15 protein-coding genes are annotated in these 18,990 nt (G+C 34.6%); 12 read left to right on the top strand and 3 right to left on the bottom strand.

Translation table 11 applies throughout. The annotated features are described in order from the left end of the window. Window positions 1–29: 29 nt before the first annotated feature. Both ABD859_RS02370 and ABD859_RS02365 read left to right on the top strand, forming a co-directional pair. A complete protein-coding gene (locus ABD859_RS02370) occupies window positions 30–935 on the top strand; it encodes a hypothetical protein (protein ID WP_345139720.1) in 906 nt (301 codons plus the stop codon). A 3-nt stretch (window positions 936–938) separates the two neighbouring features. Beyond that, window positions 939–1,322 carry a hypothetical protein gene (locus ABD859_RS02365; RefSeq protein ID WP_345139718.1) on the top strand — a complete coding sequence of 128 codons (384 nt, stop codon included), beginning with the start codon at window positions 939–941 and terminating at the stop codon, window positions 1,320–1,322. A 171-nt stretch (window positions 1,323–1,493) separates the two neighbouring features. Here ABD859_RS02365 and ABD859_RS02360 read toward each other — a convergent pair whose 3' ends face one another. The 3 genes from ABD859_RS02360 to ABD859_RS02350 all read right to left on the bottom strand — a co-directional run bounded on the left by ABD859_RS02360 (window position 1,494) and on the right by ABD859_RS02350 (window position 5,408). Continuing rightward, complete coding sequence (locus ABD859_RS02360) at window positions 1,494–2,783, bottom strand: hypothetical protein (RefSeq protein WP_345139716.1); 1,290 nt, start codon at window positions 2,781–2,783, stop codon at window positions 1,494–1,496. Between the two features lie 275 nt (window positions 2,784–3,058). Then, the gene (locus ABD859_RS02355) at window positions 3,059–4,459 is read right to left on the bottom strand and encodes an alkaline phosphatase (protein WP_345139713.1); all 1,401 of its coding nucleotides are present in this window, start codon (window positions 4,457–4,459) and stop codon (window positions 3,059–3,061) included. Between the two features lie 160 nt (window positions 4,460–4,619). After that, entirely contained in the window at window positions 4,620–5,408 is a 789-nt protein-coding gene (locus ABD859_RS02350) for a polysaccharide lyase (protein ID WP_345139710.1), read from the bottom strand. A 489-nt stretch (window positions 5,409–5,897) separates the two neighbouring features. Here ABD859_RS02350 and ABD859_RS02345 point away from each other — a divergent pair, with 489 nt between their 5' ends. The 10 genes from ABD859_RS02345 to ABD859_RS02300 all read left to right on the top strand — a co-directional run bounded on the left by ABD859_RS02345 (window position 5,898) and on the right by ABD859_RS02300 (window position 18,953). Then, window positions 5,898–7,166 carry a DUF3108 domain-containing protein gene (locus ABD859_RS02345; protein ID WP_345139708.1) on the top strand — a complete coding sequence of 423 codons (1,269 nt, stop codon included), beginning with the start codon at window positions 5,898–5,900 and terminating at the stop codon, window positions 7,164–7,166. Between the two features lie 296 nt (window positions 7,167–7,462). Beyond that, complete coding sequence (locus tag ABD859_RS02340; protein WP_345139705.1) at window positions 7,463–9,001, top strand: sensor histidine kinase; 1,539 nt, start codon at window positions 7,463–7,465, stop codon at window positions 8,999–9,001. 18 nt (window positions 9,002–9,019) lie between these two features. Continuing rightward, on the top strand, window positions 9,020–10,969 hold the full coding sequence (locus ABD859_RS02335; RefSeq protein WP_345139703.1) for a sigma 54-interacting transcriptional regulator: 1,950 nt from the start codon (window positions 9,020–9,022) through the stop codon (window positions 10,967–10,969). Window positions 10,970–11,147: 178 nt separating this feature from the next. Next, window positions 11,148–11,936, top strand: a complete 789-nt coding sequence (locus ABD859_RS02330) for an alpha/beta hydrolase (protein ID WP_345139701.1) — start codon at window positions 11,148–11,150, stop codon at window positions 11,934–11,936. Between the two features lie 45 nt (window positions 11,937–11,981). Further along, entirely contained in the window at window positions 11,982–12,998 is a 1,017-nt protein-coding gene (locus ABD859_RS02325; RefSeq protein ID WP_345139698.1) for an alpha/beta fold hydrolase, read from the top strand. 37 nt (window positions 12,999–13,035) lie between these two features. Then, window positions 13,036–14,805, top strand: a complete 1,770-nt coding sequence (locus ABD859_RS02320) for an amidohydrolase (protein ID WP_345139695.1) — start codon at window positions 13,036–13,038, stop codon at window positions 14,803–14,805. Between the two features lie 34 nt (window positions 14,806–14,839). Next, on the top strand, window positions 14,840–15,856 hold the full coding sequence (locus ABD859_RS02315) for an MBL fold metallo-hydrolase (protein ID WP_345139692.1): 1,017 nt from the start codon (window positions 14,840–14,842) through the stop codon (window positions 15,854–15,856). A 231-nt stretch (window positions 15,857–16,087) separates the two neighbouring features. Further along, window positions 16,088–17,461 (top strand): alginate export family protein, encoded by a 1,374-nt coding sequence (locus tag ABD859_RS02310; protein WP_345139689.1) that lies wholly within the window; start codon window positions 16,088–16,090, stop codon window positions 17,459–17,461. A 22-nt stretch (window positions 17,462–17,483) separates the two neighbouring features. After that, window positions 17,484–17,984: a nuclear transport factor 2 family protein gene (locus ABD859_RS02305; RefSeq protein ID WP_345139686.1), complete on the top strand. Its 501-nt coding sequence runs from the start codon at window positions 17,484–17,486 to the stop codon at window positions 17,982–17,984. Between the two features lie 12 nt (window positions 17,985–17,996). Continuing rightward, window positions 17,997–18,953, top strand: coding sequence for a polysaccharide deacetylase family protein (locus ABD859_RS02300; protein ID WP_345139683.1), 957 nt, complete (start codon window positions 17,997–17,999; stop codon window positions 18,951–18,953). Window positions 18,954–18,990 lie beyond the last annotated feature (37 nt).

The following is an 18,990-nucleotide window of genomic DNA, read 5'->3' as shown; positions in this document are numbered from 1 at the left end:
TGTTTTAGGAGTTTATAATCAATTCAAAAATGAGAAATTATATCCATATAACACTATTGCTTTTTATACTAAGCAGTACTGTATTTGGCCAATCGCCAGACTGGTCCGTAAATGAAAATAAATTTCAATACACCATGTCGTTTGAAGGTTTCCTGAATGTTGATGGAAAAAACTTAACAAGCCCGAACGATAAACTTGCGGCTTTTGTTAACGGAGAATGCCGCGGAATTACCAGCCCGATTTATGTGTCTAGCGAAAAAAAGTACATGGTTTATTTGACCGTGTTTTCAAATACAGATAACGAAGTTGTCAGCTTTAAAATTTATGACGCAGCAAACAATGCCGTTAAAAATGTAGAAAAAACAAAACTATTTGAAAACAACAAACACTATGGCGATTTGTTCCAGTCGTATAGTTTTGCAAGCCCAGCATTGCGAACTGAAACTGAAATTACAGATTTTAGCTTTAAAGATTTAAAAACCGCTAAAACTATTCAAGGTTCGCAGATAACAATTTATGCACCTAAAGGAACAAACGTTGCAGCGCTAAATGCTGTGTTTGAATTAAGTCCTGGAGCTAAATTATTCACAGGAACAACTAATAAAATATCGGGATCAAATACTATTGATTTTACGAATCCGGTACAATTTCAGGTACTTTCAGAAGATCAGTCCGTTATAAAACAATGGACGGTTACCGTAAAATTAGGCAGCGCTGTTTTTTATAAAAAAGATGCTGTATGTTATGCCGGAGGTGTTATTAAAGTTTTATATGATGAAAATGATGTAAAAGCAGATTTGACCAAAGACGGTATTAAAGTTACTACTCAAAATATTCAGAACGGGCAGACCGTTTTTAATGATTTACAGCCGGGCAGATATAGTGTAAGTGTAGGCGGTGTGAGTAAAGAAATAATAATAAATCAAAAACAATAAATAATGAAAATTAAACAATACTATATTTTAGGATTCGTTATGTTTCTGTTTTTTGGATGTTCAGATCATGAAGAACCAATAGATATTTATCCTCAGAGCATTTCTTTTGTACATGCAGATGGTTCAAAAATAGCAGAAGGTGAATGTATAAATCCCAACATAAAATACGGAATAAAAATTCAAACCAATCATGTTGATATCAATAGACCGCTTAGAGTAGATTATTCTGTAAACGGCGTTGTGTATTCAATGACTTTTGCTCTTAACTCTTCTGAGATTAACCCTGTTACTTTAATAAATGGTAACAATACTGCACAGATTGTGGGAAGTAACCATACAGCAGTTCTTAAGTATGTTGATCAGGGTGATTTTGAAATGGTAGAATAAAACAAGTACTTTTTTTTTGAGAAATTGAGCTGTCGAATTTATTTGACAGCTCTTTTTTTATTAGAGAATAATCAAAATCCAGCCGGATTAAATAAGATGGAAATCCCTAAATAAAAAAAAGGAAACAAAGACAATCTCTGTTTCCTTTTAGTGCTTTTAAAAGCTATATTATTATTTACCGCTAGAAGCAGTGATTTTTCCTAATTGAAGTCTAAAATCAGGTTTTCTTGCATTGTATACATCAACAAAAGTTTCTTTGTTATCAGCCTGAGAATAAACATTTGCGAAAATACTATTGCCATACCAGTTTTCTAAATCAGAGTTGTCGCTTTTATTTTCTGCAAAAATGTTACCGCTGCATTGATTAAAGAACATTTCTTCAAATTTGATTTTCTTTAAGTTATCTGCATTAATTTCAGTTTTACTGTCTATTAAAACCGCAGGATTAAATCCAGAAACTACACTTCTTTTTAATTCTAAAGATGCATTTTCAGCTACATAAACAGCTTCTTTTATTAAACCAGCCTGAATATCAGCTTTAATTTTTTCGCTGTCATTCATCATAGTAATATTTGTTGCTGAAACAAATGTAGATTTTTTAGTAAAGTCAGTTTCGCTTTTCTTTTCGTATGCTTTAACCTCTAAGCATCTAGAACCATCTTTATTACTTGATAAATAAGAAGATCTTACAGCTAAAGAGTTAAATAAACGACATTGTATACCTTGAGTAAATTTAAAATCGTCATTAATTGATTTGTATGAAACTAATTGAGAAGCATTTACGTCACCGCCATAAAAAGCAAATGAATCACCTCCAGAGTAGCTTACCATAATGTTTTCTAAAACTGTTTTGTTTCCAACACCAGCAATAGTCAATCCGTTAAAAGTATCAGCTCCTTTTACTCTTTTACCAGCGAATTCAATTCTAACATATTTGAAAACACCAGAGTTTGCGGCGGCATTATTTCCTCCATACACAGTAAGAGAAGGATCAAGATCCATATTATACGAACCAACGCTTCCAAATTTGTTAATAGGAGCATCGCCAAGAATTACTACGCCTCCCCAGTCACCAGCTTTTTTCATACTGCTGTTTGAGGTAAAAACAATAGGATCAGTTTCCTGACCTTCTGCCATTATTTTAGCACCTTTGGTAATGATTAAAGCACCTTTTGTATTAACATCACCAATAATCATTGTACCTGGTTCAATCGTCAAAACTGCATTATTAGTTACATATACATTTCCCTGAAGAATGTACACATTTCTTTTCATCAGTTTTGTGTTTTCCGAAATGTTTCCAGCTAAAATTTGATTTGCATCTTTGGATTCGGCTTTGTGAGGTTTAAACTCTGTCCAGTTGTCCAGCCAGTTGTTGTAGCCAATAATTCCTTTTTCTTGTTGTGCATTTACGCCGGCAGCTGTCAGCAGTAAACAAATCATTAGAGTAATTTTTTTCATAGTCTTGGGGGCTATTTAGGTATTATACAATTTTTAAACACCTCAGAACGAAGCTATTATCAAAACAGCTGTTTTTGATCTTCAGTAATCATTCAGAATAAAAAAATATCTGATGTTAATTTTTCTGGCAGTGTCTTTCACAAATATATGTAAAAAGGTTCAATAACCCTTGATTTTACTGATATTTAACATTTGTCAAAATAAATTTAACATTCAGCTTTTATTTAGGATAATAACTGTAAACATTACGGTATATTGTGTATGAAAATAATTATTTATTCAGCCATTGCAGCGTCAAGCATTAAATAATGAATATCTGTATTTTTTATAAAAGGTTTTAAAAGTTCGCTTCCTGGACCAAAAGCAGCTAATTCTACATAATCGCCAGAATGATCCATACTTATCCATCCAATATTATTATGTTTTTTTTGTATTTCAGAATAAGCTTTAAAAGGCAGTTTTTTATAATTGTATAATCCGTCTTCCATTTTTTCTAAACCAGAATAAAAATCCAGTAAATGCTGAGCTTCCTGATCACTTAGACTTATTTTATTAGTTTGATAAATCCAGTCTTTAATTTGCTGCAAATTGAAATCACTGTGAATCGCATTCAGTATATATTCATTGGTGTATTTATAATCAGTAATGCTGTTAAACTTTTTAGTTGCTTCTGTGCCATAAATAAGTCCCGGATTGGCATTACCATGATCTGTTGTTATAATAACAAGAGTTTCTTTGTCTCTTTCTGCAAAATCTATTGCTGTTTTTACTGCTTCATCAAATGCGAGCTGATCGTGTATTAAAGCCGCAATATCATTCGCGTGTGCTGCCCAGTCTACTTTTCCGCCTTCGATAAGTAAAACAAAACCTTCCTTATGATCTTTCATTTGGTCAATTGCCGCTTTACTCATTTCTGCAAGCGTTGGTGTATGCTGTAATTCCGGTGTATTGGTTCTGTCAATCGAATACGGAAGTGCTCCTGCAGCAAATACGCCAAGAGCTTTGGTGCCTTTTTTTATATTTTCCAGTTCAGATTTATCTTTTAAAATTTGATAACCTTTCTCCTGATACATTTTATAGATATCTTTTTTATCTGATCTTTTATCAGCGTTAAAAAAATCATCGCCGCCACCCATCAAAACATCTAATCCTAAATTTGCGTACATCTCCGCAATTTCATTTTCAGCATTTCTGCTGTCAGAATTCACACAAAAACCCGCAGGAGTGGCATGTGTAATAGTAACTGTGGTAACACAGCCGGCTTTTTTTCCGGCATTTTTAAATTTCTGCCATATTGGAAGATATTTTTCTCCATTTGGACCAACATTTAAAACCCCATTTCTAACCCGATATCCGCCTCCAAAAGAAGAACTTGCTGCGGCAGAATCAGTTACTGCTGAACTTGCCGATGCAGTATCCATTAAAGCTCTGGTAACTTTATTTTCTGCATAAAGATTCATCCAGCTGCTATTTTTATTTAGGATATTCTGCGAATATAAGTTCGCCATTTGCAGTGTTCCCGTGCTCATTCCATCGCTTACAAGGAATATTATATTTTTAGCTTTTTTGCTTTTCTTTTTTACGGTTTCTAAATCATTTGAAAAAATAACCGTTGGACTCATAACTGCCAATCCGCTTAGTAAAGTTGAGCCTTTAAGAAATCTGCGTCTGTTCATTTTGCTTCATTTAAATTTAGAGCAATTTAGTTTTAAATTTTTATTAATGAAACATAGTTGCGTTAATTAATTGTCATTTTTTTTATATAATCTTTTTCATAAAAAAAGCCCGTTTCTTAGAAACGGGCAGTAAAATATAATTTTAAACTAAATGAAATTGCTATAAAGCATCCCAAGATGCACTTGGATAGTAAATAGAACTTGTTACCGGAGCTTTCCAGTATTCCTGACTTCCTCCGCGGAATGTGTGAAGGCTTACTGCATTTACATTTCGTTTCGCATCATTAGTTACCCAGCGAATTTTTTGATTCAATATTTCTGTACCATTTACATAATATTTTACGTATCCATCTGTATTAGATCCTGTATTTAGCTTAACAGATATCTGGCAGTTGTAAGTAACACCTTCCTGAATATAATATTTTTTCCCAAAATCGTTACCATATTGTCCCGGTTGATCTCTATAATACACATAAGGTTGTAAATAAGCCCCGCTTCCTTTAGCAGAGTTTGATCCATTTGGACAATACCACATAAATCTGGCACTTCCACCGTTACCGTCCCATCCTGGGTCACCGCCGGTATTTTGATCACCAATTAAAATACCATATCCGCATTTTCCGCCTCGGCTCCAGTAAAATCCATTATTAAATTTCATGGTAAACCAAACAGTGTAAACTCCGGTTGACCAAACACCATACGATGTACATAATCCGCCCGGACACGATAATGTATTGGTTTGTAAAGTGATTGTTCTGGCTCCCGTGCTTCCTTTTGCTGTAGAACCATTTTTGATCTCCTGGTCAGCTGAGATCTCATTTTTAACAGCAGTTTCCGGCACCTCTTTGTTAATGGCTTCCGTTTCAGATAATTCTTGTTCCTTTTCACAAGAATTAAACACTAATGCTGTAATAAATAACAAACTTGTTAGTTTTAATAATTTTTTCATTTTTAAAAAATTAAAGGTTAGTAAATAGGTAATAGTTAGTATTCAGCCCATTACATATTTTATATTAAAACAGAAGATTTTTTAAATCAAATTTGTTCGCATATAAATTTGGTAATTGACTGATACAAAGTTGATTAATAATGATTTGCGACAGGAGTAATAAAGTACGTTTTTACGTACACAAAAATCCAGATCGTGTATTTTGCCGGTTTTTTTTGATTTTTGCGGATAAATTTAAATAAACAGATACCTTATATATTATGTATGTTATTATGACAATATGTTTTACTGGAGATAAAATAAAGTCATTTTTTAAGTAGAAAATAACCATGAAATCAGGTATTGTTTTATTTATCTTACGTCATTAAATTTGTTATCCATCCAATATAACCAATAATGAGAGTTAACCGTTTAGACATTTTTTTATTTGTGAGATTACTATTTTTTAAAAATAAAACAGAAAGTTTTATAAAACAGCTTATTTATTTAATGATATTGTTTCCACTGGCAGTCTTTTCTCAAAAGATAATAACACCAGGAAGCAAGGATATAAATACCAAGCATATCAAACCTGAAAAATCGATGCATACCGTTTATTATGTAAAGGATAGTAAGTGGGACAAACAGGGATCATTAACCTACGATATTACATTGGTTAATAATCAATTAAGTATAACCAATTCCTATACACCAGTAGACAATTCAAGAACCAGCTCCCGTACTACTGTAGCAAATGCGCAGACTTTAAAAACGATTAGTTATGATAATGACGGCAAGGAAACCAAAATAAGCCTGAACTTTGGAGAAACAACAGTTACAGGAACTTACTATTCTAAGAAAACAAAGAAAACTAAAAAAGTAAACCTGAATATAAAAGAAGAATTTATCGACTGGAACCTTACCGATCACGTGATTGGAACACTGCCGTTAGATGTAGGTTACAAAGCTCGTTTTCCGCAGTTTTACTATAATAGCGAGTCAGATGTACATGTCGAATATTATACCATAAAAGAAGTAAAAAGTTATATTTATAATTCGCCTAAGACCGGAAAACATGAAGCATGGCTTGTTACAGTTTCTGAAGAAGCGACCGGCGCTATATATAATTACATTATAGATAAAAAAGACCATCGTTTATGGCAGCGAGAAATGTCTATGGGAAAAGGCATGTGGGAAATTACAGTTAATGAAGAATTAGATTACCAGCCTATTAAAAACAAATTCTATAAACAGCAAGTTATTGACCAGATTTCTAAAGGAAACAGTGTTGTTATAGGAACTGCTTATGCAAGAGCAGATTCAGGAAAGAGATTAGGAGGTTTAGTTAATACTGCTAAAAAGCAATATGCGCCAAGAGGTACAGAAATTACACTTTTCCCAAGCTCTGATTATTATGAGGAATGGGCGGCAGTTAATAAAAAAATCCGTAAACAGAATAAAATACCTGAAGTTCCTTTAGATCCTGATTTTGGTTATTCTGTTAAAAAAACAAAAGTTTATGACGATCAGGGGCATTTTGAGTTCTTAGATTTAATGCCGGGAACTTATATTGTTATGGCCAGCTTTGCTTTTTCTAACTCTTATAACTATTCGTATGTATCTGGTTATACCAATTATTATAATTATTTTGGTTATCAAGGTTCTACAACAAACTATGGCACAGCGAGACAGTATTACACAGACAAGGCGGATATTGAAAAACGTGTAACCATAGATAAAGATGGCGAGAAAAAAGAAGTGAACTTAAAAGAAATGTAATTAAAAACATAAAAGCAGTTATTAAACATAAACTTTATAAATTGTAAATTATAATAAAACCTCTGGATCAGTAGATTTAGAGGTTTTATTTTTTTATTATCATATAGCCAATAATTTTTATTTTTTTTGTAAATGATTGTTTATGTGTGTTTTATTTAATTATAAGAAAGCTTTCAGATATTATTATAATAAAAAAACGACGATATATCGTTGGCTGTAAAAAATGGAATTCTCTAGTGTTAAAATTCAAATTATCAATAACTTTGATATGAAAATTTAACTCCTGTATTTAGAGAATGAAACCATCTGCCTGCACAGAATATTTTATCATTATCCTGCTGATAATTGGTAATTCTTTTGGTATTACTGCCCAGGAACAGTCTTATACTGATGCAGAGATAGAAAAAATGGAAACGTCCCTGACAGCATTAAATGGGATTGAAAAAATAAAGCTTTTACTAAAATTAAGCGATTGGTATGAGAATTTTTATTTTAGACCAAAAGAATTTCAAAAAGCTATAAAATACGCTAATCAGGCACTTAAGCTAAGTAAAGCACTCCATTCTGATATTTATGAAGGTAAAACATATCTTCAGCTGTCTATGCTTTATGAGTTAAGCAATAATGATGTAATGCTCGAAGGCTGTGCCAGAAATGCAATTGCATTGTTAACCCATACCAATCAAATAGATGATCTGGCAGAATCGTGGGTAATGATCTGGTCGGCAAAAATGCGCAGTAATGCACCGTTAGAAGAAAAGTTTATACCCATTAGCAAAGCAGCCGCTTTGTTTAAAATGTCGGGAAACAATAAAAGACGAAGCGACTGTCATAGAGAAATAGGGGCATTGTATTTTCATCATAAAGATTTTCATAAAGCCATGAACTCTCTGGAAAAAGCAATGGTATTGTATAAGGAAGCCAATGTTGAAGAAAAAGACTTTTATCCCGTATCCTTCAGACTCAATATTCTTTATGAAACAGAAAAGAAAAACAAGGATATCATTATTCTAAAAAATAAGGCTTTGCTGCAGCAAAACGAACTTAAAACCGCAGCCTTTTTACGAAATTCGATGATAACTTTTTTGATATTGTTACTTATAATTCTGGGTTTGCTGTATAAAAGGTTTACGTTTAAAAAAAGAACCAACAAACTTTTAGAAGTACAACAAGAGGAAATCAATCAAAAGAATGTCACGCTGCAAAATATGCTCGTTGAAAAAGAATGGCTTCTACGAGAAATCCATCATAGGGTAAAAAATAATCTGCATATGGTTGTAGGTTTACTGGCAAGTCAGGTTGAATTTTTAAAAAATGAAGAAGCAGTTCAGGCCATTAACAGCAGTCAGAACAGAATTCATGCGATGTCTTTAATTCATCAGAAATTATATCAGTCAGATAATCTGTCAATAATTGACATGCCGTCGTATATTTTTGAGTTAACAGAATACCTCAAAGATTCGTTTGAAATTCGAAAATCCATACGGTTTGTACTCGATATCGACAGCTTTAATCTGCCTTTATCACATTCAATTCCTATTGGACTCATTTTTAACGAAGCAGTTACAAATGCAATTAAATATGCTTTTCCAAATCGTAAATACGCAATAATTAATATTTCACTTAAAACAACTGACAATAAAGTCTATGTTTTAACGATTCAGGACAACGGAATAGGACTTCCAGATGATTTTGATCCTTATGATAATCCCTCATTAGGCATAAAATTAATGCACGGCCTTTCTGATGATATTAAAGGAAAATTTCAAATATCGAGTGAAAACGGAACCAAAATTACTTTGGAATTTACTATTAACGAAAGCAATCTTCATTAATATATTGATGTAAAAAAAATGGCAAAACCACTAAAAATACTTATTGTAGAAGATCAGTTTGTCGAGGCAAACCATTTACGGCTGATGCTTAAAAAAGCCGGACATGCCGTTATTGGAATGGCGCGTTCTGTACCCGATGCTAAATATTATATCGCCGAAAGAAAACCAGAATTGGTATTACTGGATATTTTCCTTTCGGGAAAAGAAACCGGTATCGATCTTGCCGAAATGCTGAAAGAAAATGATATTCCATTTATTTATCTTTCGGCCAATTCTAACGAAGAAGTTTTAAGCAAAGCCAAGCTCACACATCCTCACGGGTTTTTGGTAAAACCTTTTCGCGAAAAAGATTTATTGGTAACCATTGAAATTGCCGAATACCATCAACAGCACGGAATAGAATCTTCTATTCGAAAAGAGCTTTTGTTTCAAAAACAATTAAAGACAATTGTAACCAAAAGCGGTACCTGGGACGATCGGGTTCTTAACATTATTACTGCCTTACAATCTCTCATTTCTTTTGATCTTGTAATGGCTGTATTTTATATGGAAAGTAAATTATCCAGCAGGGTTTTAGGTTATGCCAGAACAGGTCTGCACGAATATCAGCGCATAGGTATTGAAGAATTACAAAATATAACTGGTTTAAAAGAGTCGGAAATTAATGAGTTACGAAACCAAAGTAAAGTAGAAACCGAGGCTACATTTTATAATGATCAGGATTTTATAAAAATCTGCGAGAAAACGCCAATAAAAAAAATGATTGCATCATCAATGAATATGCATTCTAATATTATGCTGCCTGTTCCGTTATCAATCAGCGAAAATGGCGGTTTATATTTGTCTTTCTTTAGCAGAAATCCAGATAATTACAATAAAAATCACTTAACACTATGCGACAGACTGCAGGAACCTTTAATCTTTGCGATTGAAAATTTAATCAGTCATGATAAAAAACAGGACAAGAAAAAAGCTTCCGCTGAAAATAATGCTTCAAGAAAAAGTACAAAAAATGCTGGTTTTGAATCCATTGTTGGTAAAAGTCCTGCTTTACTCAAAATATTTGATCATGTTTTACAAGTAGCTCCAGCCGATACAACCGTTTTGATTACAGGCGAAAGCGGCACAGGAAAAGAAAGTATTGCCCACAGTATCAAGGAACTTTCGAACAGAAAAGATGAACCGTTTGTAAAAATTAATTGTTCGGCGCTTCCGCCAAGTCTTATAGAATCAGAATTATTCGGGCACGAAAAAGGATCTTTTACGGGCGCAGTAGAAAGACGAATTGGAAAATTTGAACTTGCCAATAATGGAACTTTATTTTTGGACGAAATCGGAGATATGCCTTTAGAAATGCAGGCAAAACTTTTACGAGCCATTCAGGAAAAAGAAATTGAACGCGTAGGAGGAAACACGTCAATAAAAGTAAATGTTCGCATTATTGCCGCAACTAACTGCAATCTCGAAAAAGAAGTTGCCGACGGCCGTTTTAGACTTGATCTTTATTACAGACTGAATGTATTTCCAATTCAAATGCCGCCTTTACGAGAACGTAAAGAAGATATTGGCATACTTGCCCGTCATTTTATTGCTGTCTATAGTTCTAAAACGGGAAAAAATGTTACCGAAATAGGAGAGGGCGCTTTAAAAAGTCTTTTATCATATCAATGGCCGGGAAATATTCGCGAACTCGAAAATCTCATCGAAAGAAGTATTCTATTAGCAAAAACAGATACTATCGAACATATTCCGCTTCCAGCTTATGAAGAACCTAAAAACAATAGTAATTCTAATGAATGGTACTTTAAAACCATTCAAGAGAATGAAAGAGAACATATTATAAATGTTTTAGAAAAATGCAACGGAAGAATTAGAGGAACAGGAGGCGCATCTGAGATATTAGGATTGCCGCCTACAACATTGGCTTCCAGAATGCAGAAATTAGGTATTAAAAGAAGTCATTTCTAAAATATCTGACAATATATTATAATGATTAAACAACGATATTCAGTCGTTTCATTTTCGTTTTACAACGAAATATGGTCGTGTTAAATTTAAATAAAATAATTAATTTATTGTAAATCAGTTAATTAGTAAAAGGGTTCGGTTTTAGTTTACACTTTGGCATAACATAAAAATATGTATTATGCAGACCGAAAACCCTACTACAATACTTTTTATTACAGGCGCCTTTGTAAGCAATAAATGCTGGGACGAATGGAAAGACTTTTTTGAAAATAAAGGTTTTAAAACATTAGCTCCAGCGTGGCCTTATAAAGATGCTCCGGCAGCTGTTCTGCGCGAACGTCATCCAGATCCTCAAATTGCCAGTCTTCGATTAACCCAATTAATTGATCACTATGAGAATATTGCCAAAAAACTGCCTCAAAAGCCTATTATAATCGGTCACTCTATTGGCGGACTCATAGCACAAATTTTATTACAGCGTAATCTTGCAGCTTCTGCAATTGCCATTCATTCTGTTCCGCCGCAGGGAATCATGACTTTTAAGTTTTCATTCTTAAAAGCCGGCTGGGGTCCGTTAGGTTTTTTTACTTCTACAAAGAAAACTTTCTTAATGAGTTTTAGTCAATGGCAGTATGCATTTACTAACGGAATGCCTGAAGAATGGCAGGATAAAGCGTATTGTGAATCGGTTATTCCGGAATCCAAGCTCATTGTGCGAGATACGATTACGTCGGCCGCAAAAGTAGATTTTAATGCTCCGCATAATCCACTTTTATTAATTGCGGGTTCGAGTGATCATACGATTCCTGAATCTCTTAATTATTCCAACTACAAAAAATACACGAATAAAAATTCGATTACCCATTTCAAGGTTTTTCCTGAAAGAAATCATTTTGTTTTAAATCAACCCGGCTGGCAGGAAATCGCAGTTTACATACAAGAATGGATTGCAAAACTGCCGGCATAGAATTTATAATAACCAATTAATTAGTAACCAATTAAAATTTTAATTATGAAAACGAATGTAGTAAACAACACCTTTTTGAACATTAAAAATGCTGTCCAATGTATGGCCTTTGGACTTTTATTATTGACATTAATTTCCTGTAATAAAAAAGCAGAAGAAAATGCTGCAACAGAAGCAAAACCGGCTCAAACTGTTGAAGCAGCAGAAACAGCACCTGCAAATCCGCCGTCTAATTTTAAACATGCTACGGCAATGGTAAATGGCGTGAATATCCATTATGTTATTGGAGGAAAAGGAGATCCGCTTGTTTTGGTTCACGGATTTGGACAAAACTGGTATATGTGGAATCGTTTGTTACCAGAATTATCCAAACATTTCACGGTAATCGCTCCCGATTTAAGAGGTGTGGGCGAATCTGATAAACCAGAAACAGGCTACGACAAAAAAAATATGGCGAAAGATATTCACGAATTGGTGAAAAAATTAGGCTATAACAACATCAATTTAGCCGGACACGATATCGGACTTATGGTGGCTTACGCGTATGCAGCGCAATACGGCAGCGAAGTAAAGAAAATTGCTTTAATGGATGCTTTACTTCCAGGTGTTGAACCTGTTTGGTCACAAGTTTCGGCTTCTGCGTGGTGGTTTGGTTTCTTTGGATGGCCTGCATCTGGAGATATTGTTAGCGGAAAAGAAAAAGAATTCTTAACGAATTTCTGGCCGGTAGTTGGACACGTAAAAGAGCCGTTTACAGCTGAAGAAACTGCAGAATTTATCAGAGCGTATTCTGTAAAAGATGGAGCAAAATCATCATTTAAATGGTTTGCTAATTTCCCACAGGACGGAAAAGACAATCTTGTATTTATGAAAACGAAACTTAAAATGCCTTTGCTGGCAATGGGCGGCGAATATTTCGCAGCAGCTTTCTTAAAAGACCATTCTAAGTTAGTAGCCGAAAATGTAAGCGAATCTAAAATTGCAGGAGCAGGACACTGGATTGTTCAGGAAAATACAGCACAAGTACAAAAAGATTTGTTAGCATTTTTCCTTGCAAAATAATTTTCAGCTTAAAAACAGACCAATTAAAACTATAAAAATGAAACAACTATTGGTAATACTATTATTTTTCTTTGGTCTGTTTGTGCAGTCTCAGGAAAAAGCAGATTTGATTATTTACAACGGAAAAATTGCTACGATGCAAAAATCTGGGGAATTTGTTCAGGCATTGGCATCAAAAAACGGAATTATTCTCGCAACTGGAACTTCAAAACAAATTCTGGAAAGTTATAAAACAGTTGCAACCCAAACTATAGATGCAAAAGGCAAAACGGTTGTTCCGGGTTTAAATGACAGTCATATCCATGTGATTCGCGAAGGCTTAAATTACAATGCAGAACTGCGTTGGGACGGAGTAAAAACACTCAAAAAAGCCATGGAAATGCTGAAAGAACAAGCGGCAAGAACGCCGCCCGGAGTTTGGATTAAAGTGATTGGAGGCTGGAACGAATATGGCTTTGAAGAAAAAAGGCAACCCACAATCGACGAAATAAATGCAGCAGTTCCTGATAAACCAGTTTTTATAACTTATTTATACGGCAAAGCTTTTTTAAACAAAAAAGGGATTGAAGTTTTGGGTTATACAAAAGACTCGCATTATGAAGGAAGTGTTTTAGAACAAGATAAAAACGGCAATTTAACCGGATTAATGTTTGCCAAAGAAACGCCAAAAGCAATCTATACGACTTTAGGATTAACCACAAAATTGACACCAGAAGAAAGAATCAACAGTTCGCTGCAGTTTAATCGTGAGCTTAACCGATTTGGACTGACGAGTGTTATTGATGCTGCCGGAGGTTCACAAAACTTTCCGTCAGATTATGGCGCTTCGATGGAATTGGCGAAACAAGGAAAATTAAACCTTAGAATTTCATATTATTTATTTGCACAGCAAAAAGGAAAAGAACTTCAGGATTACGAGAAATGGGTTGCCGAAACGGTTATCAACAAAAATGATAATCTTTTAGTAGCAAACGGTTATACAGAAGAAGGAGCGGGAGAAAACATCGTGGCTTCGGCAGCAGATTTTGAAAACTTTCTGGAACCAAGAATTGTGCTTTCTGCTGAAATGGAAAATGATCTGGAACCAATAATCCGTCTTTTAGTAAAAAACAGATGGCCGTTTAGACTTCACGCCACTTACGGCGAATCTATTGACCGAATGCTGAATGTTTTTGAAAAAGTAAATAAAGAAATTCCGTTTAACGGTTTGCGCTGGTTTTTTGACCACGCCGAAACCATTACACCACAGGAATTAGAAAGAGTAAAAGCATTAAATGGCGGTATTGCGGTACAATTCAGAATGTATTTTCAGGGAGAATTGTATGAAAAAATGTACGGAGCTCCAAAAACACAATTACCTCCAATCAAAAAAATGCTCGAAATGGGAATTCCCGTAGGAATGGGAACTGATGCTACCAGAATTTCAACATATAATCCTTGGATGGCACTGCATTGGCTTATTACAGGAAAAACGTTGGGTGGAATGCAGTTCTGGCCAAAAGATCAGGTTTTGGATAAATTCACTGCATTGCAATTATATACTTCAGGAAGTGCGTGGTTTTCCGGAGAAGAAAAAGACAAAGGAAAATTGATAAAAGGAATGTATGCTGATTTTACCATTTTATCAGAAGATTATTTTACAGTTTCGGCAGATAAAGTGCGAAATATAGAATCAGACCTTACAATTGTAAATGGTAAAGTAGTCTATGGCGCACGCGAATTTAAATCTATTGATCCTGCAATAGCGCCGGTAGTTCCGGATTGGTCGCCGGTTAAATACTTTGGCGGTTATGCAAAAAAACTTTAAAAACGAATGGAAGACCATTCAAAAAAAATAAATCATGAAAATTAAAAGAATAATTACGGGTTTAGCCTTCTTATTATGTTTACTTGCAACTACAGAAGGTTATGCGCAATTTGCAATGCCCGATCACGTGCCCATTTGGGATGCTAATAAAGTCACTTTAGAACTGCATAAAATTGCAGATAATGTGTATGCCGTTTCACCAACTACAACCGGAACCGAAACTACAAAGGGAATTCCACAGGCAACTTCTGCGGGATTTATTGTGGGAGAAAAAGGTGTTTTGCTAATAGAAACGATGTTGAGCAAAGGTCTTTACGATCAATTATATAAATTGATTCGTTCTGTTACTCCAAAACCTATTGTATATGCGATAAATACCAGCGATCATGGCGATCATTGTTTCGGCAATTATCTGCTTCCAAAAGAAACTATTGTCATTCAGAACGAATTCTGCAAAGAAAACCTTTCTAAGAATTACGAAAATATCAAACAGTTTATGATTATGCTTTTTGGTAAAGGACGCGGAATTGAAGAAAGTGTTTACCGTCCAGCTGACATTACAATTGCAATTAACCAAACCATGAAAATTGATATGGGAAAAGGCAATAGTGTAGAAGTAATCAATGTTGGAACGGCACAGTCTCCTGCCGATCTTTTTGTGTATTTGAAATCGGCTTCAGGAAATGTACTTTGGGCAGGAAACCCTTTTATTGCAGAAAGTCCAACAATTCCGTGGCTGTTTGACGGCTATTTTTTAGAGCCAGTAAATAACCTGAACAAAATCTATAATATGATTTCAGACAAAGATGTAGTAGTTCCCGGTCACGGCCGAATTACCAACAAAGCGGGAATAAAATATACAATCGATTATGTAACAGCTTTAAAAGCAAATGTGGAAGACGCCGTACAAAAAGGACTCACTTTAGAACAGACCAAAACGGCTGTAACCATGAAAGAGTTTAATAAAGGATATGAACTTTTTAATTGGCTTCATTTCAATTTTAATGTTCCAAATGCGTATAAGGATATTAAACAGAATGCTGGGAAATAAGCTGCCACAAATAAAATTAAATTGTTGGGTATAATTCAAAAAGAATGTATTTAAACACATAGAAACATAGTTTTTCTTATCTACAAAAAAGATAATTGAAAGAAACTAGTTTCTCACACATAGCTATGTGTGTTGAAGTAAGTGAAACGCCTTTTGTTAAGGTGAAAAGATCTATGTTTCTATGTGTTAAATGATTATACTCAACATGTTAGAATTATTAAAAATTCAATTATGAAAAATAAACTGTTAGTACTGATTTTATTGATTTCGCTATCAGGATTCTCACAGGAATATCCAGCCTTTAAACCGCTTCGATTTGATGAAAATTATAGTTTTCTGAAAAATGATACTATACATGATAATTGGTATAAAACAATGAAGTTTATGCCAATTTCAACTTCAAAAGACACCTATATCAGTTTTGGAGGCGATGTAAGGTTTCAGTATTTCTATGCCAAAAATGAAAATTGGGGCGATGGACCGCAGGACAGTGACGGTTACATCTTATCGCGTTATTTATTTCATGCCGATTTTCATGTGGGAAAGTTTTTTAGGCTATTTGCTCAGACACAAAGCAGCCTTGCCGACGGAAGAATTGATCCGAGTCCGGTAGATCAGAATCCGTTGGAAGTGCATCAGGCTTTCGCCGATTTTAATTTTATAAATGAAAAAGGGAAAAAGCTGATTCTAAGAGCAGGAAGACAAGAACTTTCGTATGGATCACAGCGTTTAGTAGCTGTTAGAGACGGCCCAAATAACAGGCAGTCTTTTGACGGAATAAAAATGATGGCCGGAAAAAACAATATGACTGCCGATTTATTTTACAGTCATTTTGTAGTCGCACACGACGGAATTTTCGATGACGAATCCAATCAGGATCGCCAATTATGGGGCAGTTATTTGGTATTCAATAAAGTACCCTTTATAAATAATATCGATGTTTATTATTTAGGTTATAAAAGAGCAAAAGCAAACTTTAATGATGCAGCGGGAAGAGAAGAACGTCATTCAGTAGGAACCCGGATTTGGGGAAAATCGGAGAATTGGCGTTACGATGGAGAAGCCGTTTTTCAGTTTGGAGATGTTGGCGATAAAAGCATCAATGCCTGGACTGCTTCAATCAACGCAGGATATCGTTTTAATACGGTAAAATTTCATCCCGAAATTGGCTTTAAAACCGAAGTCATCAGCGGAGATAAAAAAGAAGGCGATACAAGTCTGCAGACATTTAATCCGCTTTTTCCAAGAGGCGCTTATTTTGGTTTGGCTTCTGTAATTGGCCCTTCAAACCTTATTGATTTTCATCCTTCCTTAAGTTTTGAAATCACCAAAAATATCGAATGGGTGATTGATTATGATATGTTTTGGCGCTACAGCGGTTACGATGGAATTTATGCGCCCAATACGATTCTGATTTATCCCGGCGATACGACAACGGAAAAGAAAATTGGTAATCAATTAGAAAGCGAAATCATTTGGCAGCCCAATTCTTATCTCTATTTCAGACTGGAAGCCACTTGGTTTAATGCCGGAGAATATATAAAAGCTTCAGGAACTGGAAAGGATATTTTCTTTACAGGAATTACCATGCAGCTGAAATTTTAAGTTTAAACTAAAAAAGATAATTATGATACAAACCATTTTTAAATCGAATTTAAAAACTTTGAAAATAGCGGTAATGCTGCTATTGATAAGTTTTTCAATGCAGGCACAAGTCTACACCGACGAAGAAATAAAAACAAAAGAAACGGTAGAAAAATTCTTTGAATATTTTGGAACCAAAAATCCGGACAAAATCGCTTCAATGGTTTCAGAAAATGTGGATTGGTACATTTTTGAATCTAAATATATGCCTTGGACAGGACACCGTTCGAAACGGGAAGAAATCGTTCCGTTATTTAAAACCCTTTTCAGTTATTTTGTTGACGGCTCAGAAAAAGTAGAGACAAATTCCTTTTTAATACGAGGAAATCAAGCCGCAATTTTTGGAACTGTTGAAAGAACGGTAAAGAAAACAGGAAAGCATTTTAAAATGCCTTTAGCAATACATATTACAGTTGAAAACAATTTAATCAGCAAATTTTCAATCTATGAAGAAACGCTGATTATTGAAAAAGCATTTCAATAAAATCAATTGATTATGAAAGACAGAAGAACATTTTTGAAACAAGCAGGTTTGGTTGGACTTGCGGGAATGTTGCCGGTAAATTCTTTACTGGCAGATGATTTAAAAGAAAATACTTTTATCAATACTGAAAAATCAGATAGTAAATGGGCTGACGGATCTCGTTTGGTTGTTTCCGTTTCCATGCAGTTTGAAGCGGGCGGTCAGCCGGTAAATGCAGAAAGTCCGTTTCCGCAAAACATGCAAAAAGGTTTTGTGGATCTTCCGGGTGAAACCTGGTATCAATACGGTTATAAAGAAGGGATTCCGCGAATGCTCGATAATTGGGACAAACTCGGTATCAAAGTTACTTCACACATGGTGGGATCGGCTGTTTTAAAAAATCCGGAACTTGCCAAAGAAATTGTAGCAAGAGGACACGAAGCCGCCGCGCACGGAATGAACTGGGCAACAGAATATTCTATGCCGTATGAAACGGAGAAAAAATTCATTAAAGACGGAGTAGACGCCATTAAAAAAATAACGGGTTTTCAAGCTGTGGGTTACAACGCAAACTGGCTCAGACGCGGTCCAAATACGCTGGATATTTTACAGGAACTTGGGTTTAAATATCATATTGATGACTTAAGCCGCGACGAACCGTTTTTAATCAAAGTAAAAGGAAAAGATTTTGCTGTGGTTCCTTATACGATTCGCTGTAATGATATTGTTTTGATAGAAGGAAAAAACTTTAGTGCCGATCAGTTTGTAAGTCAGGTCAAATTAGAATTTGATCAGCTTTATAAAGAGTCTGAAACAAAGAGAAGACAAATGTCTATAAGTTTTCATGATCGTATTGGAGGAACGCCGCAAATGGTTGCTGCAACTAATGAAATAATTACTTATATTCAACAGCACAAAGGAGTTAGCTTTAAACGAAAAGATGAAATTGCTCAAATGGCTTATGAAGATAAGAGTGTTATTCGAGAATGATTCGGCACAAAAACTGAAAAATTTAATTTTAAAAAAG

The sequence above is a fragment of the Flavobacterium ginsengiterrae genome, assembly GCF_039539785.1.
GTDB lineage: Bacteria > Bacteroidota > Bacteroidia > Flavobacteriales > Flavobacteriaceae > Flavobacterium > Flavobacterium ginsengiterrae.
This window is presented reverse-complemented; position numbering and strand designations above follow the sequence as displayed.

What these genes read in the sequence shown, in the direction of transcription:
- ABD859_RS02320 (WP_345139695.1), top strand. Translation starts at nt 13,036, where the DNA reads ATGAAACAACTATTGGTAATACTATTATTTTTCTTTGGTCTGTTTGTG.
- ABD859_RS02345 (WP_345139708.1), top strand. Translation starts at nt 5,898, where the DNA reads ATGATATTGTTTCCACTGGCAGTCTTTTCTCAAAAGATAATAACACCA.
- ABD859_RS02300 (WP_345139683.1), top strand. Translation starts at nt 17,997, where the DNA reads ATGAAAGACAGAAGAACATTTTTGAAACAAGCAGGTTTGGTTGGACTT.
- ABD859_RS02365 (WP_345139718.1), top strand. Translation starts at nt 939, where the DNA reads ATGAAAATTAAACAATACTATATTTTAGGATTCGTTATGTTTCTGTTT.
- ABD859_RS02370 (WP_345139720.1), top strand. Translation starts at nt 30, where the DNA reads ATGAGAAATTATATCCATATAACACTATTGCTTTTTATACTAAGCAGT.
- ABD859_RS02355 (WP_345139713.1), bottom strand. Translation starts at nt 4,459, where the DNA reads ATGAACAGACGCAGATTTCTTAAAGGCTCAACTTTACTAAGCGGATTG.
- ABD859_RS02335 (WP_345139703.1), top strand. Translation starts at nt 9,020, where the DNA reads ATGGCAAAACCACTAAAAATACTTATTGTAGAAGATCAGTTTGTCGAG.
- ABD859_RS02360 (WP_345139716.1), bottom strand. Translation starts at nt 2,783, where the DNA reads ATGAAAAAAATTACTCTAATGATTTGTTTACTGCTGACAGCTGCCGGC.
- ABD859_RS02325 (WP_345139698.1), top strand. Translation starts at nt 11,982, where the DNA reads ATGAAAACGAATGTAGTAAACAACACCTTTTTGAACATTAAAAATGCT.
- ABD859_RS02340 (WP_345139705.1), top strand. Translation starts at nt 7,463, where the DNA reads ATGAAACCATCTGCCTGCACAGAATATTTTATCATTATCCTGCTGATA.
- ABD859_RS02350 (WP_345139710.1), bottom strand. Translation starts at nt 5,408, where the DNA reads ATGAAAAAATTATTAAAACTAACAAGTTTGTTATTTATTACAGCATTA.
- ABD859_RS02330 (WP_345139701.1), top strand. Translation starts at nt 11,148, where the DNA reads ATGCAGACCGAAAACCCTACTACAATACTTTTTATTACAGGCGCCTTT.
- ABD859_RS02305 (WP_345139686.1), top strand. Translation starts at nt 17,484, where the DNA reads ATGATACAAACCATTTTTAAATCGAATTTAAAAACTTTGAAAATAGCG.
- ABD859_RS02310 (WP_345139689.1), top strand. Translation starts at nt 16,088, where the DNA reads ATGAAAAATAAACTGTTAGTACTGATTTTATTGATTTCGCTATCAGGA.
- ABD859_RS02315 (WP_345139692.1), top strand. Translation starts at nt 14,840, where the DNA reads ATGAAAATTAAAAGAATAATTACGGGTTTAGCCTTCTTATTATGTTTA.